Genomic DNA, 23,471 nt, shown 5'->3' on the forward strand with positions numbered 1-23,471 from the left:
TGCGCCTCCTCAAAACACCGGCTGGTACTTGCCCAGTTCGACCTGGATGGACTTGATGCGCGTGTAGTGTTCGAGCGTCGTGATGCCGTTCTCGCGGCCCACGCCCGACTGCTTGTAGCCGCCCACCGGCATTTCCGCCGGCGATTCGCCCCATGTGTTGATCCAGCAGATGCCGGCTTCGAGGCGGTGAATGACGCGGTGCGCCCGCGAGAGATTTTCGGTGACGACACCGGCCGCGAGGCCGTAGATCGTATGATTGGCGCGGGCGATCACCTCGTCCTCAGTGGCAAAGGTCAAAAGGCTCATCACCGGGCCGAAGATTTCTTCGCGCACGATCTTCATCTCGTCGCGGCAATCCGCGAAGACCGTGGGCTGCACATACTGGCCGCGGGCATAATCGCCTTCGAGCAAACGGGCGCCGCCCGCTACCAGACGCGCGCCTTCGCGCTTGCCGCTTTCGATGTAGCCCAGTACCTTGTCGAGTTGCAGCGCGCTCGCGAGCGGCCCGAAGTTGGTGGCGGGATCGGACGGCTTGCCCACGCGGATGCGCTTCACCCGTTCGAGCACCTTCGCTTCGAAGGCCTGCTGCACCGCTTGATGGACGAACACACGCGTGCCGTTCGTGCAGACCTGGCCGGCGCTAAAGAAATTCGCGGTGACGGCGATATCCGCGGCGCGGTCGAGGTCGGCGTCGTCGAATACGATCAGCGGCGACTTGCCGCCGAGTTCCATCGTCACTTCCTTCAAGGACGAAGCGCCCGCGAGCGACATCACTTTCTTGCCCGTTTCGACGCCGCCCGTGAACGAGATCTTGGCGATGCCTTCGTGCCCGGCAAGCAAGGCGCCCACTTTGCCGTCGCCCTGCACGACGTTGAATACGCCAGGCGGCACGCCGGCTTCCAGATAGATTTCGGCCAGCTTCGCGGCGGACAGCGGCGTGATTTCGCTCGGCTTGAAGATCATGGCGTTGCCGGCTGCGAGTGCAGGGGCGGACTTCCAGCAGGCAATCTGGATCGGATAGTTCCAGGCGCCGATGCCGGCTGTGACGCCCAGCGGCTCGCGACGTGTATACACGAACGACTCGGCGCGCAGCGGAATCTGCTGGCCTTCGATGGCGGTGGCGAGCCCCGCGTAATACTCGATGACGTCCGCGCCCGTGACGATATCCACGGCGCGCGTTTCGGCGACCGGCTTGCCGGTATCGAGCATTTCAAGCTCGGCGAGTTCGTCGTTGCGCTCGCGCAGCAAGTCTACTGCGCGGCGCAGGATGCGCGAGCGTTGCATCGCGGTCAGCGCGGCCCATGCGCGCTGGCCTTCCTGCGCGGATTGCACGGCACGCTCGACATCCGCGGCGCTCGCCTGCTGCACGGTGGCGAGTTTTTCGCCGGTGGCGGGATCGAAGGTGTCGAAGGTGACGCCGCTGGTGGCGTCGACATACTCGCCGCCGATGTAGAGACGTTGCAGGCCAAACGAGGGCATCAGGTTTCTCCTTGAAGGCGTGAGACAGTGCGTGGCTTTACTGCAGGCACATCAGGTGTGAGAGGTCACGCCTCGGGCGCAAGCAGCATGTCGATGTAGTCGTTCGCGAGCCGCAGGGCCGCTTTGGTGTCGAACGGATCGCCGGAGAGCGCGCCGCGCAACCACAGCCCGTCGATCATCGCGGCCAGGCCGCTGGCCGCGCGCCGTGCCTGGGCGCGCGGCAAGGTTTTGGCAAATTCCGCGCACAGGTTGGAAAACAGCCTGCGCGTATTGACGCGTTGCAGGCGCCGTAACTGCGGCTCATGCATGCTCTGCGTCCAGAATGCGAGCCACGTTTTCATCACCGGGCCGCTTAACTGGCTGACGTCGAAATTGCCCGCCACGATGGCGCGCAAACGCGCGCGCGGCTGCGCTTTCGCTGCAACGCGCCGGCGCGTGGTGGCCGCCCACAGATCGCGCAGGATATGCCGCATGGTGGCTTCGAGCAGGCCGTCCTTGTCGCCGAAGTAGTGGCTGACGATGCCGGTTGAAATCCTGGCACGCTGCGCTACCGAGGCCAGCGTGGTACCCGCCAGTCCCGCTTCGTCGATGCTTAAAAGGGTGGCGTCGATCAATTGCGCGCGACGCACTTCGCGCATTCCGACTTTGGGCATGTCTCTCAGGCTCTGGCGTCGAAAGACCTCACTCTAGCGGTTTTTTATTGATCGTTCAATCAATGAAAAATGCCTTGCGAACCGCTTTGTCGGTTTGGGGAAAGCTCATGTCGGGTTTTGCACACTTGTCGCAGGGGCTCAGGGAATACGCTCGAATCAGCGGCGTTTGCCGGATGCCGTGGCGAACAGCGCTGCTGATCAGGCAGCAAACCAGACAGCAAATCGAGCAGCTAGACGAACATGGAGACGAGACAATGAGCAGCAATCGCGGTGTGGTGTATCTGGGTGAGGGCAAGGTTGAAGTGCGACCGATCGACTATCCGCGGATGGTCGATCCGAGTGGCCGCGAAATCGGTCATGGCGTGATTCTGAAGGTAGTGTCGACCAATATCTGCGGCTCCGATCAGCATATGGTGCGCGGCCGCACGACGGCTGAGGTCGGGCTGGTGCTGGGCCATGAAATCACCGGCGAGGTGGTGGAACTGGGCCGCGACGTCGAGACGCTGAAGATCGGCGATCTGGTTTCGGTGCCGTTCAACGTAGCCTGCGGCCGCTGTCAGACCTGCAAGGAACAGCATACCGGCGTGTGCCTGAACGTGAATCCGTCGCGTGCGGGCGGGGCGTATGGCTACGTGGATATGGGTGGCTGGATAGGCGGACAGGCCGAATACGTGCTGGTGCCCTACGCGGATTTCAATTTGCTGAAGTTTCCGGATCGCGATCGTGCGATGGAAAAAATCCGCGACCTGACGTGTCTGTCCGATATCTTGCCGACCGGTTATCACGGCGCGGTGATGGCGGGCGTGAAGCCGGGCGCGACGGTGTATATCGCCGGGGCGGGTCCGGTCGGCATGGCTGCTGCTGCGTCCGCGCGTTTGTTGGGCGCGGCATGCACGATCGTCGGCGACATGAACGCGGAACGGCTCGCGCATGCGCGTGCGGTGGGCTTCGAAACCGTCGACCTGTCGCTCGATGCGACGCTCGGCGAGCAGATCGCGCACATACTCGGCAAGCCGGAAGTGGATTGCGCGGTCGACTGCGTCGGCTTCGAGGCGCACGGTCACGGCAGCCATGGACATCACGAGGAAGCGCCCGCGACCGTGCTGAATTCGCTGATGGACATTACGCGGGTGGCCGGCGCCATCGGCATTCCGGGCCTCTATGTGACCGACGATCCGGGCGCCACCGACCCGGCCGCCCGCAAGGGCAGCCTGAGCATCCGCTTCGGCCTCGGCTGGGCGAAGTCGCACTCGTTCCATACCGGGCAGACGCCGGTCATGAAATACAACCGCAATCTGATGCAGGCGATTCTGTGGGACCGCTTGCCGATTGCGGATATCGTCAACGTGACGGTGGTATCGCTCGATGAAGCGCCGGAAGGCTACCGCAAGTTCGACGGCGGGGCGCCGCGCAAGTTTGTGATCGACCCGCACGGGTTGCTGAAGGCGGCGTAAGCAAGTGAGGGCCGCCTGAGTGGGACTGCCCGCTGCGGTGCTTTTCAACCCAGCGGGCAAGTTAGCAGCCCAAACGATGGCCCATCCGGAAAGCGTCTGTGCAAAGCGCCGTTGGCGCGGGCAGCGTGGACAGGATATGCTTCGCTAACCGGATTGGCGCGCACGGGGCGGGCTCGCGGCCCGACACGATTCGTGCCTGTCTGAGGCGATAAAGCGGATCGAGACTGGACGGAAGCCCGAAATGCGCGCCGACGGATCCACGACCCGAGGCCCGCGTCCATGCCGCCAAGCCGCTTTCTCTTGCCACCGCAGCCACCGATGCTCGCGCCCGGCATCCTCCACAGCAATTTCAGCGTACACGGCGATGCCCGTCAGAGCTTCCTGGCCTGGCAGGAGCGCATGAGTCCGGTCTTCGACATACGGCCCGCCACGAAGCAGGGCGAGGAGCGCTTCGACGCGGCGCTCACCCGTTACTCGGTCGACGATGTGAGCCTGTTCGACTTCCTCACCGGCCCTAACCTGGCGGTGCGCTCGTTGGGGCGCGTCTCGACGGAAAGCATTCACGACGTCAGCTTCAGCATCTTCCTGGAAGGCGAGCGGGGGCAGTTCCTCGGCGGCAAGCAAAGGTCCGACGCGCCGCGCGTGCCGTCCGTGCCGGGCATCCTCGCATTGGACATGGATCAGCCGTGCACCGTGCGCAGTTTCCAGGGGCGAATCCTGCTGCTGTTCGTGCCGCGCCTCTTGATTGAACGATCGTTTCCCGATGCCGCTTCGCTGCATGGCCGTTGGGTTGAGGCGACGACGCCTCTGATGCGTACGCTGATCGCGCATCTGGTGGCGCTCAACCGGCAGATCGCCGGCCTGAGCAAGGAAGAGGCGTATCAGTCCTTGCTCACGGCGATCGAACTCCTCGCTGCGGCTTTCAGCCGGCAGGCGGGGCTTTCCGGCAACGCCCGCGCGGCGGTGCGTGCCGCGGTGTATGGGCAGGTGCGGCGCTTTGTCGAGGCCAATCTGCACGACCCGGATCTGACGCCGGAGAGCGTGCTGGCGTCGCTGCATCTGTCGCGCGCCAGCGTGTACCGTCTGTTCGAGCATGAGGGTGGGCTTGCCGCGTATATCCGCAGCCGCAGGCTTTTGATGGCGGCCGATGAACTGGTCCGCTTTCCGCATCTCTCGGTGCAGGATATTGCCTCGGGGCTGGGCTTTAATGACGCGTCGAGTTTTACGCGCGCTTTCCGGCGTGCGTTCGATATCGCGCCGCGTGAATTGCACGGCTATGCGCCCTTGCTCAGGCGCGAACCGGCGAGACGATCGCGCCATGCCTCCTGGCCCGTTGGCGGGAGTTCAGCCTGGCAGGCGTGAGCAGTCCACGCTCATCCGCACGCACCCACCTCTCCGCACGCCGTGCAAAAGTCGCAACCGTCCTTGCGAATCACCGCATTGGCGCCACAGGTGCCACATTTGCGGCCCAGCATCGTGCGCAACTGGTTGAGGCCTTCGGTGTCGGGGGATGCGTCATCGTTGTGGGACGTCACGGTGGTGGGAGCGGAGGTAGAGGCAGCAGGCGCCGCCGCGACCTGCTCATGTCCAATCCGGGCCAGCACGCGCGACGGCACCTGATTGCCCTCGGCATCCAGAAAGCCGCGCCGGTGGAGGATCTGCTGGATCGCGTACGCCAGCGCCGCAACTTCCGAATCGTGCCACAGCGGCGAGCGGTGGCCGTCGAGCCGTTGCACGTCGCCTAACCGCACCTGGCCACGATCCCACGACACCTTGCGCAGGTCCTGCAGATTGCGCGCCACAAAACCGCCGCGCGCGGCCAGCGACAGCGAGCGCATCTGCGCGGTGATCCACTGCTGCGATTCGTCGCGCTGACCCACCGGAATGAAGAAGTCGATAGGCCGCTCGATCGTCACGTCCTCGCCCGCGAGGCGCCCCGTGACTTCCATGAACGACACTGCGACATACAGCGATTTCTTGCCGGCCTGGGTGAGGTATTCGACCTTTTCGATAATCGCCGGGAGTTCGCCCTTGGGGCGATGATCGATGGCGATACGCAGCGGGTCGAGATCCGCTTCGGTGAGCGAATCATCGGGCTGTTGTGGCGCCACGCTCAGCACCGCGCCGAGCGTTTCGTTGGGACGATACGTGGCGAGGCCCTTGAGGCCGTTTTTCCATGCGTCGAAGTAGAGGCTCTCGAACGCTTCGAATGGGTAATCGGCGGGCACGTTCACCGTCTTCGAGATCGACGTGTCCACGTAAGGCTGCACGGCGGCCATCATGTCGAGGTGGTCGCGCGCCGACATTTCCAGGGCGCTGACGAAGTAGTCGGGCAAGGCCTCGACATCGCCGCCCAGTTCGCGGTACAGGCGATACGCGTAGTCTTCCACCGCGAACGATTCGCGGCTGCCGTCGGCCATCACCTTCATGCGCGTGTAGGTCCACGAAAAGGCCGGCTCGATGCCGTTCGAGGCGTTGTCGGCAAACGCGAGGCTCACCGTGCCGGTTGGCGCGATGGACAGCAGATGGCTGTTGCGGATGCCGTCGCGGCGGATCGCGTCCTTGATGTCGTCGGGCAGGCGCGAAGCGAAGGTGCCGTCTTCCAGATAGCGCTTGGCGTCGAACAGCGGAAACGCGCCGCGCTCGCGCGCGAGTTCGACGGAAGCGCGGTACGCCTCGTCGCGCATCAGGCGGGCAATGCGCACCGCCAGTTCGCGGCCTTCGGGCGAGTTATAACGCAGGCCGAGCATCACGAGCGTATTGCCGAGGCCCGTGAAGCCCACGCCGATGCGCCGCTTGGCGCGCGATTCGTCGTACTGCTCGGACAGGGGCCATAGCGTCACATCCAGCACGTCGTCGAGAAAACGCACCTGCGTGCGGGTGCTGTTCGCGAGCGCATCCCAGTCGAACGAGGGCGTGCCGCCTTTGCCTTGCGCAAACGGGTCGCGCACGAAGCGCGTCAGATTGAGCGGTCCGAGATTGCAGCAGCCATAGGGCGGCAGCGGTTGCTCGCCACAGGGATTGGTGGCGCGAATCGTTTCGACCGCGCGCAGGTTGTTGTCCTCGTTCATCCGCGAGATGAACACCACGCCGGGTTCGGCCACGTCGTAAGTGGAGCGCATGATGCGGTCCCAGATCGCTCGGGCCGGTTTCTCGCTGTAAACCCACAAGCCGTCTTCGCGCTGCTGCATGTCGTTGGCGGCGCGCAATGCCGGCGAAGGCTCGGCGCGATGCACGAGTTGCCACGGTTGATTCTGCTCGACCGCGCGCATGAATTCGTCCGTGACGGCGACCGATACGTTGAAGTTGTTCCAGCGGCCCTTTGAATGCTTGGCTTCGATGAATTCGAGCAGATCCGGATGGTTGCAGTCGAGCACGGCCATCTGCGCGCCGCGCCGCGAGCCCGCGCTTTCCACCGTGCGGCACGATGCGTCGAACACATCCATATAGCTGCACGGACCGGAGGCCGACGAATTGGTGGTGTGAACGCGCGCGCCTTTGGGGCGGATCGCCGAGAAGTTATAGCCGACGCCGCCACCGCGGCGCATCGTTTCGGCCGCCTGCAGCAGCGCGACATAGATGCCCGGCAGGCCTTGCTCGTCGACGCCCTGGATGCTGTCGCCGACCGGTTGCACGAAGCAGTTGATGAGCGTCGCCGCGATACCCGTGCCCGCCGCGCTCATGATGCGGCCGGCGCCGAGCGCGCCATGGCGCAGGTTCTCTACAAAACGGGCTTCGATGGTCTCGCGCAGGGCAGCGGGTTCCGCCATCGCGACACCACGGGCGACGCGCCGGTAGACGTCGTCGGCGCTTTGCTCGTCGCCTTTGGCGTACTTTTCCAGCAGGACGTCGAGCGAGAATTGTTGCGGCGCAACCAGCAGCCGGGGTGCGGAGGGAGTGGGGCGGGTTTCAATGCTGTCGTCTGCCATGGCCCAGCCTTTAACGGCGCCGCAGCTTGCGCAGCGCGATGGTGGAAAGCAGTCACTCTAGCGGGGTGTGGGCGTCGCCGGGGTGACATGCCGCAACGAACTCACCATAGCTTACGCGACGCCTCGCCACAATCCAAGACATGGCGGCCGAAGGGGTTATAGACGTAAAGAAGCCGCGCTAAACGGCGCGCGGCTTGATGGAATCCAAAGATGGCCGAGTAAGGTCCGGCTCAGGCCTGCAGTGCGATACCGAGCGGTGCGCCCGGCGGCATGGTGTGGGCCAGCGGCGCAACCTGCTTGCGCCGTTCACGCGTGGGTGCGGTGCCGAAGGCGTCGCGATAGCTTTTGCTGAAGTGACACGCCGACTGGAAGCCGCATGCCATCGTGATGTGCATGATGGACATGTCGGTCTGCAGCAGCAACTCGCGGGCGCGCCGCAAACGCAAGGTCAGGTAGTAATGCGTCGGCGTCATGCCGAGGTGCTCGCGGAACAGGCGCTGCAATTGCCGTTGCGACATGTTGGCGAGGCGCGCGAGCTCTTCGCGCGACAACGGCTCCTCGATGTTGTTCTCCATCAGTGCGATCACTTCGAACAGCGACTTGTTCGCCGAGCCGAGTCGCGCGACGAGCGGCATGCGTTGCTGCGCGTTGGTATCGCGCACGTGTTCGACAATGAACTGCTCGGCGATCTGCGTGACGCGTGCGGTGCCGACGCGCGCCGCAATCAGGTTGAGCATCATGTCGAGCGGCGCAACGCCGCCGGTGCAGGTCACGCGGTCGCGGTCGATCACGAACAGTTCTTTCAGGAAGCGCGTGTCCGGAAACTCTTCCTTGAGCGCCGACATGTTCTCCCAATGGATCGCACAGGCGTAACCGGCCAGCAGCCCTGACTTGGCGAGCGCATAGGTGCCGGTGCACAGGCTGCCGAGCGCCACGCCGCCACGCGCGAAGCGGCGCAGCGTCGACAGATGGGCGGGGGTGGTTTCGCGCTGCACGTCAATGCCGCCGCACACGAACACGATATCGGGCTGGCCCACGCATTCGGCGGGACCGGTGTCGACTGCCAGACCATTGCTTGCCGTAACCGGGCCGCCGTCGGGGCTGATGATCGACCAGCGATAGAGCTGTTGTCCGCTCAGGTAGTTCGCCATCCGCAGTACTTCGATCGCATTGGTGAAGGCGATCATCGTGAAGTTCGGCAGCGGCATGAAAGCGAAGTGGGACAGCGACGCGGTGCGGTCAGGCGACATGGTGCGGGTGTTCCTTCGACTCTGTATTGTGTTGCGGCCGTCGTGAGGGGGGACGGCTCCGTCATTCTGGGTTCGAGGGCAACAAGCGTGCCATACGGCTAAACCCTGGCCTTATCAAGCGGGTTGAAAGATTGGCGGGCGCCGCCGCACCGCGCGTGTGCGGCGCAGGCACTGTTCGCGGGCGGCTCGCGCACGCAAGCAGTGCGGGCGGGCGGCGAATCGCACGACCGGTCACTTGTCCAAAACGGACTTGAATGGCGGAAAAGGCAAAGAACGCGTCTGAATTCGTAAATTGACGTTTCCGATGAGGGAGAAGAATAGAGCCGTCGGTAGCCGGTGGCAGCAGGCCAGTCAAGGGATTCACGGTGTTTCGCGGACTGCCTCCATCACTGCAATCCATTTCTCACGGAACGCCCATGTCGAACGCAAACCCCTTCTTTTCGCAGACGCTCGCCGAACGCGATGCGCCGGTCCGCAGCGCGGTGCTCAAGGAGCTCGAGCGGCAACAGTCGCAAGTCGAGCTGATCGCGTCGGAAAACATCGTGTCGCGGGCGGTACTCGAAGCGCAAGGCTCGGTGCTGACCAACAAATATGCGGAAGGGTATCCGGGCAAGCGTTACTACGGCGGTTGCGAATTCGCCGACCAGATCGAGGCGCTGGCGATCGAGCGCGTCAAGCAATTGTTCAACGCAGGGTACGCCAATGTGCAGCCGCACTCGGGCGCGCAGGCCAATGGCGCCGTGATGCTGGCGCTCACGAAGCCGGGCGATACGGTGCTCGGCATGTCGCTCGACGCGGGCGGCCACCTCACGCACGGCGCAAAACCCGCGCTGTCCGGCAAGTGGTTCAACGCCGTTCAATATGGTGTGGATCGCGAGACGCTGCGGATCGACTACGACCAGGTGGAGGCGCTGGCGCATGAACATAAGCCCACGCTGATCATTGCCGGCTTCTCGGCTTATCCGCGGGTGCTCGACTTTGCGCGGTTCCGCGCGATTGCCGATAGCGTCGGTGCGAAGCTGATGGTGGATATGGCGCACATCGCCGGCGTGATCGCCGCGGGCCGCCATCCGAATCCGCTCGAACACGCACACGTTGTGACTTCAACGACCCATAAGACGCTGCGTGGCCCGCGCGGCGGTTTCGTGCTGACCAATGACGAAGACATCGCCAGGAAAATCAACTCTGCGGTCTTTCCGGGCCTGCAAGGCGGCCCGTTGATGCATGTGATCGCCGGCAAGGCGGTCGCATTCGGCGAAGCGCTGCAGGACGGCTTCAAGTCGTATATCGACAGCGTGCTGGCCAATGCCCAGGCGCTCGGCGAAGTGCTGAAGGCAGGCGGCGTCGATCTGGTCACCGGCGGCACGGACAATCACCTGCTGCTGGTGGATCTGCGTCCCAAGGGCCTGAAGGGCACCCAGGTCGAACAGGCGCTGGAGCGCGCGGGCATCACCTGCAACAAGAACGGCATCCCCTTCGATACGGAAAAGCCCACGGTCACCTCCGGCATTCGCCTCGGCACGCCGGCCGGCACGACGCGCGGTTTTGGCGTCAGCGAGTTCCGCGAGATCGGCCGCCTGATTCTTGAGGTGTTCGAAGCGTTGCGCGTGTCGCCCGAAGGCGATGCGGCCACCGAACAGCGCGTGCGCCGCGAGATCTTCGCGCTGTGCGAGCGCTTCCCGATCTACTGATTCGCCGTCACGCCCACTTACTTACGCTAAAAGCAGCGCCCCACACGCCAGCCAGATGGAGCAAACAGAATGAGCACTCTGCACGAGAACAGCATCATCATCGACGGTCTGAATATTTCGCGCTTCGATCGTTCGGTGTTCGAAGATATGCAAAAGGGCGGCATTACCGCCACGAATTGCACGGTATCGGTTTGGGAAAGCTTTAGCAAAACCGTCGACAACATCGCCTTGATGAAGCAGCAGATCCGCGAAAACAGCGAACTGCTGACGCTTGTGCGCACCACCGACGACATCCTGCGCGCCAAGAAGGAAAATCGTACGGGCGTGATTCTCGGCTTCCAGAACGCGCATGCGTTCGAGGACAACCTTGGCTATATCGAAGCCTTCGCCGATATGGGCGTCCGTGTCGTGCAGCTTTGCTACAACACGCAGAATCTGGTCGGCACGGGCTGCTACGAGCGCGACGGCGGCCTGTCCGGTTTCGGCCGCGAAGTGATCAGCGAAATGAACCGCGTCGGCATCATGGTCGATCTGTCGCACGTGGGCGGCAATACTTCTTCGGAGGCGATTGCCTTCTCGAAGAAGCCGGTGTGCTATTCGCACTGTCTGCCGTCCGGTTTGAAGGAGCACCCGCGCAACAAGTCCGACGAGCAACTGAAGGAGATCGCCGATGCGGGCGGTTTCGTCGGCGTGACGATGTTTGCGCCGTTCCTCAAGCGCGGCATCGACGCGACGGTGGAGGACTATGTCGAAGCCATCGACTATGTGGTGAATCTGATCGGCGAAGACACCGTGGGCATCGGCTCCGATTTCACGCAAGGCTATACGGTCGATTTCTTCGACTGGATCACGCACGACAAGGGCCGCTATCGCCGTCTGACGAACTTCGGCAAGGTCGTGAATCCGGAAGGCATTCGCACCATCGGCGAATTCCCGAACCTGACCGCGGCGATGGAGCGGGCCGGCTGGAGCGAGACGCGCATTCGCAAGATCATGGGCGAAAACTGGGTGCGCGTGTTCCGCGACGTCTGGGGCGCCTGAGGGGCGAGCCAGACCCACGCGGGGCGCTTCAAGCCCGCTTTGACATGCATGCATTAAACCGGCGACGGGTGCCTCGATGAGCACCCGCGATCGATACCGCTTACCCCACGGAGTAACTCGCGATGCAACCGCAACTGCCGATCGACGTCGATGCGAATACCGGCGTCTGGACCACCGATTCGCTGCCCATGCTGTACGTGCCGCGCCATTTCTTCACCAACAACCATACGGCAGTGGAAGAAGCGCTGGGCCGCGACGTCTACGCGGAGATTCTCTACAAGGCCGGCTACAAGTCGGCCTACCACTGGTGCGACAAGGAAGCGAAGCAGCACGGCATCAGCGGCATGGCGGTTTTCGAGCACTACCTGAACCGCCTGTCGCAGCGCGGCTGGGGTCTCTTCAAGATCGTCGAAGCCGACCCGGCGAGCGCGCGTGCGCGGATCGAACTGCATCATTCGTCGTTCGTGCTGGCGCAACCGGGTAAGGAAGGCAAGCTCTGCTACATGTTCGCAGGCTGGTTCGCCGGCGCCATGGACTGGGTCAACGACACCACCGAAGCGGGCAAGAACGCGCCGCGCTCGCAGTCGAAAGAAGTGCAGTGCGCCGCCGAACACCACGCGCATTGCGTATTCGAAGTGTCGCCGCTGGCTGATTAGAAACGCGTGGAAAACGCGTAAGAACCTGCTTTAACCGAACCCCGTCCGAGGTCGTCCGCGATGCGTTACCCGAATCTGTTCAAACCCTTGACGCTGAACCAGTTGACGCTGCGCAACCGCATTGTCAGCACGGCGCATGCCGAGGTCTACGCCGAACCGGGCGGTCTGCCCGGCGATCGCTATATCCGCTATTACGAGGAAAAGGCCAAGGGCGGTGTGGGGCTCGCCGTATGCGGCGGCTCGAGTCCGGTGTCGATCGATAGCCCGCAGGGCTGGTGGAAGTCGGTGAATCTCTCGACCGACAAGATCGTCGATCCGCTCGGCCGCCTCGCCGAAGCGATGCACCGCCACGGCGCGAAGATCATGATTCAGGCGACGCACATGGGCCGCCGTTCGGCGTTCCATGGCGAGCATTGGCCGCATCTGATGACGCCGTCCGGCGTGCGCGAGCCGGTGCACCGCGGCAATGCCAAGATTATCGAAGAGGAGGAGATTCGCCGCATCATCGCGGACTTTGCAGCGGCGGCAAAGCGGGTGCAGCAGGCGGGCATGGACGGCATCGAGATATCCGCCGCCCACCAGCATCTGATCGATCAGTTCTGGAGCCCGCGCACCAACTTCCGCACCGATGAATGGGGCGGCAGTTTGCAGAACCGGTTGCGCTTCGGCGTCGAAGTGCTCACTGCTGTGCGCGAAGCCGTTGGGCGCGATTTCTGCGTCGGCTTGCGCATGTGCGGCGACGAGTTTCATGAGGACGGACTCGACCACGAACAGTTGAAAGAGATCGCCCAGGCAATGTCCGAGACGGGCCTGATCGACTATATCGGCGTGATCGGCTCCGGTGCGGATACGCACAATACGCTCGCCAACTGCATGCCGCCGATGGCGTTGCCGCCCGAGCCGTTCGTGCATCTGGCGGCGGGCATCAAGTCGGTGGTGAAGCTGCCGGTGATGCACGCGCAGAGTATCCGCGATGCGGGTCAGGCCGAGCGTTTGCTGGCGAACGGCATGGTCGATCTGGTCGGCATGACCCGCGCGCAGATCGCCGATCCGCATATGGTCATCAAGATCCGCGATGGCCGCGAGGATGAGATCAAGCAGTGCGTGGGCGCGAACTACTGCATCGATCGTCAGTACAACGGTCTGGACGTGCTGTGCGTGCAGAACGCGGCGACCTCGCGCGAAGCGACGATGCCGCATGTGATCGAAAAGACCCGTGGACCGCGCCGCAAGGTGGTGGTGGTCGGCGCGGGCCCGGCGGGGCTGGAAGCGGCTCGTGTTGCGCGTTCGCGTGGCCATGACGTCGTGCTGTTCGAAAAGAACGATGCCGTGGGCGGTCAGATCATGCTGGCGGCGAAGGCGCCGCAGCGCGAACAGATGGCCGGCATTGTCCGCTGGTTCGACATGGAAACCAGACGCCTCGGCGTGGACCGGCGCCTTGGCGTCGCGGCCGACGACAAGATGATTCTCGCCGAGAAGCCCGACATCGTCGTGCTCGCCACCGGCGGTTCAAGCTTTACGCAGCAGGTGCCGGCATGGGGCGTGGCGGAAGGGCTCGCGGTCAGCTCGTGGGACATTCTCGCGGGCCGGGTCGAGCCGAAGCAGAACGTGCTCGTTTATGACGGCGTCAGCACGCATGCGGGCGCGGGCGTCGCGGACTTTATCGCCAGCCGCGGATCGAAAGTGGAGATCGTCACGCCCGACGTGAAGGTGGCGGACGACGTCGGCGGCACGACCTTCCCGATTTTCTATCGCCGCCTTTACGCCCTCGGCGTGGTGCATACGCCGAACTACTGGCTCGATCGCGTCTACGAAGAGGACGGCAAGACCATCGCCGTGCTGCGCAACGAGTACACCGAGGAGCAGGAAGAGCGCGCCGTCGATCAGGTGGTGATCGAAAACGGCAGCACGCCTAACGACGAACTCTACTGGAAGCTGAAGCCGGAATCGGTGAACCGCGGCCAGGTCGACGTGCACAAGCTGTTCGCCGCCGAGCCGCAACCTTCGCTATCCGAAGAACTGGGTAACGGCCGCTTCCTGCTGTTCCGGGTCGGCGACTGCATCTCGATGCACAACATTCACGGCGCGATCTACGACGCGCTGCGCCTCTGCAAGGACTTCTAACGATGAGCCCGGCGTTTCTCATCACCGCATTGCTGTGGGTATCGGTCGCCGGCCTTGCGTTCGCGGTCGCGAAACGTTCGTCCTACTGGCGGCTCGGACGCGCGACGGCGGCGGGCGCCTTCGGGTGGACCAACCTGTTGACCATTCCCAAGCGCTATTTTGTCGATCTGCACCATGTGGTGGCGCGCGATCCGTATATCGCGAAGACACACGTCGCCACGGCGGGTGGCGCCATTGCCGCGTTTGCACTGGTGTTCCTCAACTACGGGCTGGCGATTTACTCGCCGTGGCTCGACAAGCTGATCTTTCTTGCGGCCTTGATCATGCTGGTGGGCGCCGTATTCGTCTGGCGCCGGCGTAGCGGCGCGAAAGCGGTGCCGGCGCGTCTTTCACGCGGTCCCTGGGATACCTTACCGTGGTTGCTCGGCTCGTTCGCGCTCGGTCTGGTGCTGTTCGTGCTGGTGCCCGCCTCGGCGATGTCCGGCGGTCTTGCGGTGATTTTCGCGTTGCTGATCGCGGTGGGTGCCTTCGCGATGACGATGGGCGCGGCGCGCGGCGGTCCGATGAAGCATGCGTTGGCCGGCTTGCTGCATCTCGCGTTTCATCCGCGCCAGGAGCGGTTTGCCGGTCACGGTAACGAGCGTGCCGACGCCACGCCGCCCACTGCGCTGAAAACTCCGGTACTCGAGCAGAACGAATACGGGGTGGGCAAGCCGGTGGAATTCCGCTGGAACCAGTTGCTCAGTTTCGATGCCTGCGTGCAATGCGGCAAGTGCGAAGCAGCCTGTCCGGCGTTTGCCGCCGGCCAGCCGCTCAATCCGAAGAAGCTGATTCAGGATCTGGTCACCGGCATGGTGGGCGGGTCGGATGCGGCCTATGCCGGCAGCCCGACACCTGGTCTGGCAGTTGGGCAGCATTCCGGTGAGCCGGATCGGGCCATCGTTTCGAGCCTGATCGAAGCGGACACGCTGTGGTCTTGCACCACCTGCCGTGCCTGTGTGCAGGAATGCCCGATGTTGATCGAGCACGTGGACGCGATCGTCGACATGCGCCGCAATCAGACGCTGGTGCATGGCACGGTGCCGGGCAAGGGCCCGGAAGTGCTGGCGAATCTGCGCGAAACCGGCACGGCAGGCGGCTACGACAAGTCCGCTCGCTACGACTGGGCCGTCGATCTGAATGCGCCGGTTGCGCAACCGGGCAAGGCGGTCGACGTGCTGCTGGTGGCCGGCGAAGGCGCGTTCGACATGCGCTATCAGCGCACGCTGCGGGCGTTGGTGACGGTGTTGAACAAGGCGGGCGTCGACTACGCGGTGTTGGGCGGCGACGAGACCGACACCGGCGACGTCGCGCGGCGGCTCGGCGACGAAGCCACCTTCCAGCGCATGGCAAAGCAATTGACCGGCACGCTGGCGAACCTGACGTTCAAGCGCATCGTCACGGCCGACCCACACGTCATGCACAGCCTGCGCAACGAATACCGTGCCCTGGGTGCGCGTTTCGAAGTGCTGCATCACACGAGCTTGATTGCGAGCCTCGTTGCATTGGGCAAGCTGTCGCCGAAAGCGGCCGCGGCGTTGGCCGACAAGCGCATCACGTATCACGATCCGTGCTACCTGGGCCGCTATAACGGCGAGACCGAGGCGCCGCGTCAACTGCTCAAATCGATCGGCATCAAGGTGGTCGAAATGGAGCGTAACGGCAAACGTGGCCGTTGCTGCGGCGGTGGCGGCGGCGCGCCTTTGACGGACATTCCCGGCAAGCAGCGCATTCCGGATATCCGCATGGCCGATGCGCGCGCGATTGGCGCCGAGGTGGTCGCAGTGGGCTGCCCGAACTGCACGGCGATGCTCGAAGGGGTGGTCGGCCCGCGCCCAGAAGTGCTCGACGTAGCCGAACTCGTTGCTGCGGCGCTGGAGTGAAGCGATGAACACGATCCTCAAACGTATCGATCCGCGCAGGCCGTTCACCATCACGGCGGGAGGACTCAAGCGCATTACGCTGGGCGCGGTGCTGGAAGAAGGGGCGTCGCAGGACGATGTGCTTCGTGCTGCACAGGCCCATCAACATGGCACGGCGCATGGCGGCGGTAACGCCAGGCCGCGCCGTACCACGCAAGCGGCGCAACGTACATTGCTGGTGGTCGCCCATAGCGATCGCGGCTCGCTGGATGAACATACGCGCCAGACGCTCGCCGGCGCCGCGCTGATTGCCGATGCGCACACGCAGGTCGCCTTGCTGGTGCTAGGCGAGCTGAAGGACGATGCCGCTGCGCTCGGCGCCGACAAGGTGATCGAAGTGGCGTCGTTCGATCGCCGCACGTTCGCGCCTGAAAGCGAATTGCAGGCGCTGGCGGCTTGCGTCGCACAGTTTTCCCCCGCGCATATCCTGATCCCCGACAACGCGACGGGCGACGGCGACCTTGGCCGCCGTTACGCGGCTTATGCGAGAGCGAGCGTTGCGACGCACGTGGTCGAACTTTCTGCGTCTCACGTTGGCGCGTATGTCCACGCGAAGAAGTCATTCGCGACGCGCGCGCTGCCGGATATTGTTTTGCTGGCAGCGGGTGCGGTGGATCCGCGCTTGCCGTTCATCGGCGCAGGCGAGCATCTGGAAATGCCCTTCGTCGCGGCAAGCAGCAAGTCCGCCGGCGACGCCTATGGCGACCTCGGTATCGAGGAGATCGACGCGGCTCAGGTCGCGCTCGAAGAAGCGGATTTCATCGTCTCCGCCGGCAACGGCGTGACCGACGTGGGCGCTTTCGAGAAGCTGGCGGGCTCATTCGGCGCGGCCATCGGCGCGAGCCGCGTGGCCGTCGACAACGGCCTGTTCACACGCGACAAGCAGATCGGCGCGACCGGCAAGACCGTCGAGGCGAGCGTGTATATCGCCTTCGGCATCTCCGGCGCAGTTCAGCATTTGCAGGGCATCAAGGATTGCCGTCACGTGATCGCGGTCAATCTCGACGGCAGCGCGCCGATCGTCAAACGGGCCAATCTGACCATCATCGGCGATACGCAGGCCACCATCGCATCGCTGATCGACGCGGTCGCGCTGGCCCGCACGTCGCGATCGCAGGCAAGCACGCCGGCCACGGTGGCCGTTGCCGAAGGAGTCGCAGCATGAGCCGCACACCGACACGCATTGCAGTACTCGTTTCAGTGGGGCGTCACCCGGTCAGCGGCGTGGCGCGCTACAGCCGTAACGATGCCGCCGCGCTGGAAATAGGCCGCACGTTGTCGCGTCAGCTTGGGGCGCGGCTCGATACGCTGCACGCGGGCGATCCGTTGAATCCCGCGCTGCAAGACTATCTGGCGCTCGGCGCCGAACGCATCGAAGTGCTGGCCTGCGGTGAGGATGACGACGCCGTCGCCGCGCTGGCGCTCCGCTTGCAGGACTACGACCTGATCTTGACCGGCACCTGCGCGGAGGGCGGGTTCGACAGCGGCATGCTGCCTTACCAGCTCGCCGACGCGCTCGGCTATCCGCTGCTCGGCGCGGCCGTGGACGCTTCAGTCGCGCAAGGACGCGTCACTGTGCGGCAATTCTTGCCGAAAGGTGTTCGTAGGCGCGTCGAGGCCGCGCTGCCCGCCGTGGTGGCGGTGCATCCGCTCGCGGGCGTTACGCCGCGTTATGCGTATGCGCGCCAGCAGGCCGGCTCCATCGAAACCGCACACGTGAGCCCGTCTGTCAGTGCCGATGCCGGCGCGTGGACGGTGGCCGCCGCATTGCGCAAGCCGGTTCGGCTCGCCGCTCAGGAGAAGCGTTCCGGCCATGCGCGGATGCTCTCGGCGACGACCACGGAAAGCCGCGGCGGCAGCGTCGTAATTGAAGGGACTTCGGTCGAAAAAGCACAAGTGATCCTCGGCTATTTGCGCGAGCATCAACTCATCGATTACTGATTTTGCGCCGCACCACGGCCCTAGCAATTCCGGAGCACACATGAAAGTATCGGCAGACATTCACACGCTGGTCGACCGGCGCAAGAAGGGTTATAGCCTCGAAGCGCCGTTTTATCGGAGCGACGAAATTTTCGCGCTCGACATGGAAGCCATTTTCCGCCAGCACTGGATTCAGGTCGCCGTCGAGCCGGACATTCCCGAACCGGGCGACTACACGACCGTGCAACTCGGCAACGACTCGATCCTGATCGTGCGCGACGACGACATGCAGGTGCGGGCCTTCCACAATGTCTGCCGTCATCGCGGCGCGCGGCTGTGCAATGAGGACAAGGGTTCGGTCGGCAATATCGTCTGCCCGTATCACAGCTGGACCTACAACCTGACCGGCCAGTTGCTGTTTGCCGAGCATATGGGCGAACAGTTCGACCGCTGCAAGCACAGCCTCAAGACGGTCCACGTGCAGAGTCTCGCCGGCCTGATCTTCATTTGCCTGGCAGAAGAACCGCCCGTCGATTTCGACGTGATGCGCGCCGCCATGGAGCCGTATCTGCTGCCGCACGATCTGCCGAACTGCAAGATTGCGGCAACCATCGACATCATCGAGAAAGGCAACTGGAAGCTGACGATGGAGAACAACCGCGAGTGCTATCACTGCGTCGCGAACCATCCTGAGCTGACCATTTCGCTGTACGAATACGGCTTCGGCTATCAGCCTTCGCCGGCGAATGCCGAGGGCATGGCGGCGTTCGAGCGCGAGTGCGTGGAGCGTTCCGCGCAATGGGAAGCGATGGACCTGCCATCGGTGGAAGTGGATCGCCTGTCCGACGTGACGGGTTTTCGCACCCAACGTTTGCCGCTCGATCGTAGCGGCGAATCGCAGACGCTCGATGCCAAGGTGGCCTCGAAAAAACTGCTCGGCGAATTCAGGCAAGCCGATCTGGGCGGACTCTCGTTCTGGACCCAGCCGAACTCGTGGCACCACTTCATGAGCGATCACATCGTGACGTTCTCGGTGATTCCGCTCTCCGCCGACGAAACGCTGGTGCGCACGAAATGGCTCGTGCACAAGGACGCGAAAGAGGGCATCGACTACGACGTCAAGAACCTGACCGCGGTCTGGAATGCGACCAACGATCAGGACCGTGCGCTGGTCGAATATTCGCAACGCGGCGCCGCGAGCAGCGCGTACGAGCCGGGTCCGTATTCGCCGTACACGGAAGGGCTCGTCGAGAAGTTCAGCGACTGGTATATCGGGCGCCTCGCAGCACAGATCAACAAGTGACAGCAGATTAACAACCGGATGCCTGGCGGCAGGTGGAGCGAACAATGATGCGGGATGCGGCAACCTTCGAACCCGTCGAAAGCCGGCTGACCAAGCCGCAATTCTGGGGCACGCTGCCGGCGCGCTGGACGAGCGACGTCGAAGAGACACTCGTCTGTTGCCAGGTGCGTCAGGAAACCCATGACGTCAAGAGCTTTTTCTTCCGCTCGCCGGCAGGGCATGGGTTCTCCTTCGAGCCTGGGCAATTCGTGACGCTCGAACTGGAGATCGACGGCGAGACGATCAACCGGTGCTACACGATTTCGTCGTCGCCGACGCGTCCGCATACGATCTCCATCACCGTGAAACGGGTGCCGGGCGGCAAGGTGTCGAACTGGCTGCACGACAATCTGCAAGCCGGTGCGCAGGTCCGCGTGCTGGGACCGTCCGGTGAATTCACCTGCGCACGGCATCCGGCGCGCAAGTATCTGTTTCTCTCGGCGGGCTCGGGCATTACGCCGCTGATGTCGATGAGCCGCGCGCATCACGAGTTGAGCGAAGACCGCGACATTGCCTTCGTGCATAGCGCGCGCACGCCGGAGGACATCATCTTCGCACGCGAACTCGATCTGATTGCGGCTAACCAGAGCAATTTCCGCGCGTCGTTTGTGTGCGAGCGGGTCGGGACACGCACGAACTGGCCAGGGGTCACCGGTTTTCTGACGCTGCCCTTGCTCAAACTGATCGCGCCGGATTTTATGGAGCGCGAAGTATTTACCTGCGGTCCCGCGCCTTATATGAAGGCCGTGCGCGACCTGCTGGACGAAGCGGGCTTCGATCGCCGGCACTATCACGAGGAGAGTTTCTCATTCGAGACGCTGATTGAAGAGGCGCCGGAACTGCTGGCCGAAGTTGCGCCGGCCGAAAACGGAGACGCGCTCGCGAACACGTTCGCGGTGAGCTTCTCGCGCAGCAACCGCGAGATTCATTGCGGTACGGATCAACACGTTCTGGATGCGGCCCGCCAGGCCGGCGTGCGCTTGCCTGCGTCGTGCACGCAGGGCATGTGCGGCACCTGCAAGGTCAAGCTGGTGTCGGGACAGGTGGAGATGAAACACAACGGCGGCATCCGTCAGCGCGAGATCGACCAGGGCATGGTGCTGCTGTGTTGCAGCAAGCCGCTGTCCGATCTGGTGGTGGATAAATAGTCTGCTGAATGAACGACTTATGCAGGTCGCATTTGGACAAGCAGACGTCGCAAAGCTTACTTCGTGGCGATTTCTGGCTGGGGATTCTAAAGGCTCACCGCGTGGGCGGGTACAAGGAGATCGACCATGAAAGGCTTGAAAAAGCAGCTGCTATGCAGCGCCTTGGGGGCTGCGCTGATCACGATGATGGGCGCAAGCGTGACGGCTACCGCAGACACGAAACCGACGATCAAGATTGGCTACGTCGAAGGATGGGACGATAGCGTAGCGACGTCGAACGTCGCGGCCGAGGTGATCGAAAAGCGTTTGGGTTATCCGGTGCAACTCGTGCCGGTGGCGGCCGGCATCATGTGGCAGGGCGTGGCGCGGGGCGATCTGGATGCGACGCTCTCGGCCTGGCTGCCGGTGACGCAGGGTGCCTACTGGGATCAGTTCAAGACCAAGGTGGCTGATCTCGGTACTAACTTTCCGGACGCGAAGATTGGGTTGATCGTGCCGGCTGATGTGCCGGAAACTAGCATTGCCGATCTTGAGGCGCATAAGGCGGACTTTGGTGGACGTATTGTCGGGATCGATGCGGGCGCCGGGGTGATGAAGAAAACCGACGACGCCATCAAGGCGTATAGCCTCGATTATCAGTTGATGCCGAGTTCGGGCAGCGCCATGACTGCGGAACTTGCGCGCTCGATGCATGCCAATAAACCTGTGATCGTCACGGGCTGGGCGCCGCACTGGATGTTTGCGAAGTGGAAGCTCAAGTTCCTCGACGACCCCAAGAAGGTTTACGGCGATGCGGAACACGTCGACAATGTGATCAACCCCGGGTTGGAGACAAAGGCAGCACCCGTGGTTGCGTTTCTGAAGAAATTTCAATGGAAGCCGGGCGAAATCGACAGCGTGATGCTGGCGACGGAGAACGGTACCAAGCCTGCTGCTGCAGCTGATGCGTGGATCGCCGCTCATGGCGATCGGGTGGATAGCTGGGTGGCTGGAGCGCAGTAACGTCCTTCCTTTGACGTTGCATGGGCACGGTACAGGCGGTGGTGTGATCGCTTGTACCGTGTGTTGTGTTGTACGCGTTTCGGCCCGGGGCAGGCTCGTCACTGGAGAGCTCTGGATGGAACAGGTAACACCGCGAACGCGTAGCGCGCAAGGCGCGCAGCAGGATACGGAGCGGCAAGCAGGCCACACACTGCAACGCCGCCTCACATGGAAGGACGCATTCTGGGTAACGAGCGGCGTACCCGCAGGGATTCTCTTTACGATTGGCGGGGTCTCCGCGTCGATTGGACAACCTGCGTGGGCCATCTGGATCGGCTCGATTGTGATGGGCCTGCTGCAGAGCGCGACCTATGCGGAAATCTCCGGGTTATTTCCCCATAAGTCGGGCGGCGCCTCGGTGTACGGCGCGATGGCCTGGGTGCGTTACAGCAAAACGCTTGCACCGGTATCGGTCTGGTGCAACTGGCTCGCGTGGTCGCCGATGCTTGCACTCGGCACAGGACTCGCCGCCAACTATGCGCTGACGAGCCTGTTTGCGCCCGACGCCGCGATCAACACCTGGCACCTGACGCTGCTCGATCTTGGCGTCATCAAGCAAGGTCTGACGCTGCGCATCAACGCCACCTTCGTGATCGCTGCTGCCTTTCTCCTCATTACCTTCAAACTCCAGCATAGCGGGGCCTCGAAAGCGGCCAAGACGCAGCGGATTCTCGGCATTGCATCGTTAGTCCCCCTGTTGATCGTTGGAATCGTGCCGTTCATTACGGGCGATGTGCCTGCAGCGCATCTATGGCCGCTATTGCCGCTTGGGCATGACGCTCACGGTCAATTGACGGCATCGCGTTTCGGTGCGTGGAACGGCACTGGCGTCACCATGGCGTTTGGCGCGATGTTCATGGCGGGCTGGGCGGCGTATGGGTTCGAAACGGCGGTGTGCTACACGCGCGAGTTTCGCAATCCGCGCACGGATACCGTCAAGGCGATTTTCTGGTCGGGCCTGTTGTGTCTGCTGGTGATGACGCTGGTGCCGCTGGCGTTTCAGGGTGCGCTTGGCACGGCGGGGATGCTCGATCCGAAGATCGTCGACGGTACCGGCGTGGCTGCGGCGATGGCGCATATGGTGGGCGGCGGGGCGCTGGTTTCGGCGGTGATCGTGGTGATGCTGATGTTGTCGATTTTGCTGATCGTGATGACGTCGATGATGGGGTCGTCGCGGACCTTGTACCAGGCGTCGGTGGATGGATGGCTGCCGCGTTATCTGTCGCACGTGAACGAGCATGGATCGCCGACGCGCGCCATGTGGACCGATTTGGGCTTCAACCTGATCTTGCTGTTGATGTCGGACTATATGACGGTGCTATCGGTTTCGAACGTTTGCTACATGATCTTTGTGTTTCTGAATCTGCAATCGGGCTGGATTCACCGGATGGACCGGCCGAACGCGGACCGGCCGTTTCGTTGCGCGCGCTGGTTGCTGGTGGCGGGTGCGGTGTGCGGGTATCTGGATCTGGCGTTCATTGGGGCGGGGGCGGATCTGCAAGGCGAGGGGACCATGCGCAATGGGCTGATTGCGATGCTTCTGATAGTCCCGGTGTTCTTCTACCGGCATTTCTGGCAGGATCGTGGACGGTTTCCTGCGCGGATGGCGCAGGATATGCAACTGGACGATGGCGTGCCCGTGGTCGATTGGCGGCGAGTTTTGCCGTTTGGCGCGTTGGCGTTGGGCGTGTTCGTGGTGTGGTTTTCTCATCATCTGGCCAGGCCGTTCTATTGAACGTAGAGAGCGGTTCGGCGTGCGGGGTCTGTCGAGCGGCGGCGTCA

General features: G+C 63.3%; 17 protein-coding genes. 13 read left to right on the forward strand and 4 right to left on the reverse strand.

All coding sequences use genetic code 11. The features are described from left to right. Positions 1 to 9 precede the first annotated feature (9 nt). Together betB and betI are read right to left on the reverse strand one after the other, a co-directional pair. The gene (gene betB / locus P3T42_RS16755; protein WP_429306660.1) at positions 10 to 1,479 is read right to left on the reverse strand and encodes a betaine-aldehyde dehydrogenase; all 1,470 of its coding nucleotides are present in this window, start codon (positions 1,477 to 1,479) and stop codon (positions 10 to 12) included. A gap of 65 nt (positions 1,480 to 1,544) precedes the next feature. Then, the gene (gene betI / locus P3T42_RS16760; RefSeq protein ID WP_074295675.1) at positions 1,545 to 2,132 is read right to left on the reverse strand and encodes a transcriptional regulator BetI; all 588 of its coding nucleotides are present in this window, start codon (positions 2,130 to 2,132) and stop codon (positions 1,545 to 1,547) included. Positions 2,133 to 2,386: 254 nt separating this feature from the next. Here betI and fdhA point away from each other — a divergent pair, with 254 nt between their 5' ends. After that, a complete protein-coding gene (gene fdhA / locus P3T42_RS16765; protein WP_074295674.1) occupies positions 2,387 to 3,586 on the forward strand; it encodes a formaldehyde dehydrogenase, glutathione-independent in 1,200 nt (399 codons plus the stop codon). 318 nt (positions 3,587 to 3,904) lie between these two features. Next, entirely contained in the window at positions 3,905 to 4,948 is a 1,044-nt protein-coding gene (locus tag P3T42_RS16770) for a helix-turn-helix domain-containing protein (RefSeq protein WP_429306661.1), read from the forward strand. An 11-nt stretch (positions 4,949 to 4,959) separates the two neighbouring features. Here the strand turns inward: P3T42_RS16770 and P3T42_RS16775 are convergent, their stop codons facing one another. Both P3T42_RS16775 and P3T42_RS16780 read right to left on the reverse strand, forming a co-directional pair. After that, on the reverse strand, positions 4,960 to 7,515 hold the full coding sequence (locus P3T42_RS16775) for an adenosylcobalamin-dependent ribonucleoside-diphosphate reductase (RefSeq protein ID WP_429306662.1): 2,556 nt from the start codon (positions 7,513 to 7,515) through the stop codon (positions 4,960 to 4,962). A gap of 230 nt (positions 7,516 to 7,745) precedes the next feature. Then, entirely contained in the window at positions 7,746 to 8,765 is a 1,020-nt protein-coding gene (locus P3T42_RS16780; protein ID WP_074295671.1) for a GlxA family transcriptional regulator, read from the reverse strand. A 416-nt stretch (positions 8,766 to 9,181) separates the two neighbouring features. On the opposite strand from P3T42_RS16780, the gene P3T42_RS16785 reads away from it, so the two are divergent. The 11 genes from P3T42_RS16785 to P3T42_RS16835 all read left to right on the forward strand — a co-directional run bounded on the left by P3T42_RS16785 (position 9,182) and on the right by P3T42_RS16835 (position 23,424). After that, complete coding sequence (locus tag P3T42_RS16785; protein ID WP_074295670.1) at positions 9,182 to 10,456, forward strand: serine hydroxymethyltransferase; 1,275 nt, start codon at positions 9,182 to 9,184, stop codon at positions 10,454 to 10,456. 69 nt (positions 10,457 to 10,525) lie between these two features. Further along, entirely contained in the window at positions 10,526 to 11,497 is a 972-nt protein-coding gene (locus tag P3T42_RS16790) for a dipeptidase (protein WP_074295669.1), read from the forward strand. 122 nt (positions 11,498 to 11,619) lie between these two features. Then, positions 11,620 to 12,153, forward strand: a complete 534-nt coding sequence (locus P3T42_RS16795; RefSeq protein ID WP_429306663.1) for a DUF5943 domain-containing protein — start codon at positions 11,620 to 11,622, stop codon at positions 12,151 to 12,153. A 60-nt stretch (positions 12,154 to 12,213) separates the two neighbouring features. Further along, entirely contained in the window at positions 12,214 to 14,277 is a 2,064-nt protein-coding gene (locus P3T42_RS16800) for an NADH:flavin oxidoreductase (protein WP_074295667.1), read from the forward strand. Between the two features lie 2 nt (positions 14,278 to 14,279). Then, positions 14,280 to 16,199 carry a (Fe-S)-binding protein gene (locus P3T42_RS16805; RefSeq protein ID WP_429306664.1) on the forward strand — a complete coding sequence of 640 codons (1,920 nt, stop codon included), beginning with the start codon at positions 14,280 to 14,282 and terminating at the stop codon, positions 16,197 to 16,199. Positions 16,200 to 16,203: 4 nt separating this feature from the next. After that, positions 16,204 to 17,403 carry an electron transfer flavoprotein subunit alpha/FixB family protein gene (locus P3T42_RS16810; RefSeq protein WP_429306665.1) on the forward strand — a complete coding sequence of 400 codons (1,200 nt, stop codon included), beginning with the start codon at positions 16,204 to 16,206 and terminating at the stop codon, positions 17,401 to 17,403. Then, positions 17,400 to 18,179, forward strand: coding sequence for an electron transfer flavoprotein subunit beta/FixA family protein (locus P3T42_RS16815; RefSeq protein WP_429306666.1), 780 nt, complete (start codon positions 17,400 to 17,402; stop codon positions 18,177 to 18,179). The genes P3T42_RS16810 and P3T42_RS16815 overlap by 4 nt, the downstream gene beginning before the upstream one ends. Before the next feature lie 40 nt (positions 18,180 to 18,219). Continuing rightward, the gene (locus P3T42_RS16820) at positions 18,220 to 19,461 is read left to right on the forward strand and encodes an aromatic ring-hydroxylating oxygenase subunit alpha (protein ID WP_429306667.1); all 1,242 of its coding nucleotides are present in this window, start codon (positions 18,220 to 18,222) and stop codon (positions 19,459 to 19,461) included. A gap of 44 nt (positions 19,462 to 19,505) precedes the next feature. Then, on the forward strand, positions 19,506 to 20,648 hold the full coding sequence (locus P3T42_RS16825; RefSeq protein WP_429306668.1) for an FAD-binding oxidoreductase: 1,143 nt from the start codon (positions 19,506 to 19,508) through the stop codon (positions 20,646 to 20,648). Between the two features lie 126 nt (positions 20,649 to 20,774). Then, positions 20,775 to 21,650, forward strand: coding sequence for a glycine betaine ABC transporter substrate-binding protein (locus tag P3T42_RS16830; RefSeq protein ID WP_074295661.1), 876 nt, complete (start codon positions 20,775 to 20,777; stop codon positions 21,648 to 21,650). A gap of 115 nt (positions 21,651 to 21,765) precedes the next feature. Further along, positions 21,766 to 23,424 carry an APC family permease gene (locus P3T42_RS16835; RefSeq protein WP_429306669.1) on the forward strand — a complete coding sequence of 553 codons (1,659 nt, stop codon included), beginning with the start codon at positions 21,766 to 21,768 and terminating at the stop codon, positions 23,422 to 23,424. The last annotated feature ends 47 nt before the right edge of the window (positions 23,425 to 23,471 follow it).

The sequence above is a fragment of the Paraburkholderia sp. GAS38 genome (assembly GCF_050434965.1).
Lineage (GTDB): Bacteria > Pseudomonadota > Gammaproteobacteria > Burkholderiales > Burkholderiaceae > Paraburkholderia > Paraburkholderia phenazinium_A.

Bases quoted from the DNA above. Each gene is read 5' to 3' on its own strand.
- P3T42_RS16795 (WP_429306663.1), top strand. From the start codon at position 11,620: ATGCAACCGCAACTGCCGATCGACGTCGATGCGAATACCGGCGTCTGG.
- P3T42_RS16830 (WP_074295661.1), top strand. From the start codon at position 20,775: ATGAAAGGCTTGAAAAAGCAGCTGCTATGCAGCGCCTTGGGGGCTGCG.
- betB (WP_429306660.1), bottom strand. From the start codon at position 1,479: ATGCCCTCGTTTGGCCTGCAACGTCTCTACATCGGCGGCGAGTATGTC.
- P3T42_RS16820 (WP_429306667.1), top strand. From the start codon at position 18,220: ATGAAAGTATCGGCAGACATTCACACGCTGGTCGACCGGCGCAAGAAG.
- betI (WP_074295675.1), bottom strand. From the start codon at position 2,132: ATGCCCAAAGTCGGAATGCGCGAAGTGCGTCGCGCGCAATTGATCGAC.
- P3T42_RS16835 (WP_429306669.1), top strand. From the start codon at position 21,766: ATGGAACAGGTAACACCGCGAACGCGTAGCGCGCAAGGCGCGCAGCAG.
- P3T42_RS16790 (WP_074295669.1), top strand. From the start codon at position 10,526: ATGAGCACTCTGCACGAGAACAGCATCATCATCGACGGTCTGAATATT.
- P3T42_RS16810 (WP_429306665.1), top strand. From the start codon at position 16,204: ATGAACACGATCCTCAAACGTATCGATCCGCGCAGGCCGTTCACCATC.
- P3T42_RS16770 (WP_429306661.1), top strand. From the start codon at position 3,905: ATGCTCGCGCCCGGCATCCTCCACAGCAATTTCAGCGTACACGGCGAT.
- fdhA (WP_074295674.1), top strand. From the start codon at position 2,387: ATGAGCAGCAATCGCGGTGTGGTGTATCTGGGTGAGGGCAAGGTTGAA.
- P3T42_RS16805 (WP_429306664.1), top strand. From the start codon at position 14,280: ATGAGCCCGGCGTTTCTCATCACCGCATTGCTGTGGGTATCGGTCGCC.
- P3T42_RS16825 (WP_429306668.1), top strand. From the start codon at position 19,506: ATGATGCGGGATGCGGCAACCTTCGAACCCGTCGAAAGCCGGCTGACC.
- P3T42_RS16775 (WP_429306662.1), bottom strand. From the start codon at position 7,515: ATGGCAGACGACAGCATTGAAACCCGCCCCACTCCCTCCGCACCCCGG.
- P3T42_RS16780 (WP_074295671.1), bottom strand. From the start codon at position 8,765: ATGTCGCCTGACCGCACCGCGTCGCTGTCCCACTTCGCTTTCATGCCG.
- P3T42_RS16800 (WP_074295667.1), top strand. From the start codon at position 12,214: ATGCGTTACCCGAATCTGTTCAAACCCTTGACGCTGAACCAGTTGACG.
- P3T42_RS16815 (WP_429306666.1), top strand. From the start codon at position 17,400: ATGAGCCGCACACCGACACGCATTGCAGTACTCGTTTCAGTGGGGCGT.
- P3T42_RS16785 (WP_074295670.1), top strand. From the start codon at position 9,182: ATGTCGAACGCAAACCCCTTCTTTTCGCAGACGCTCGCCGAACGCGAT.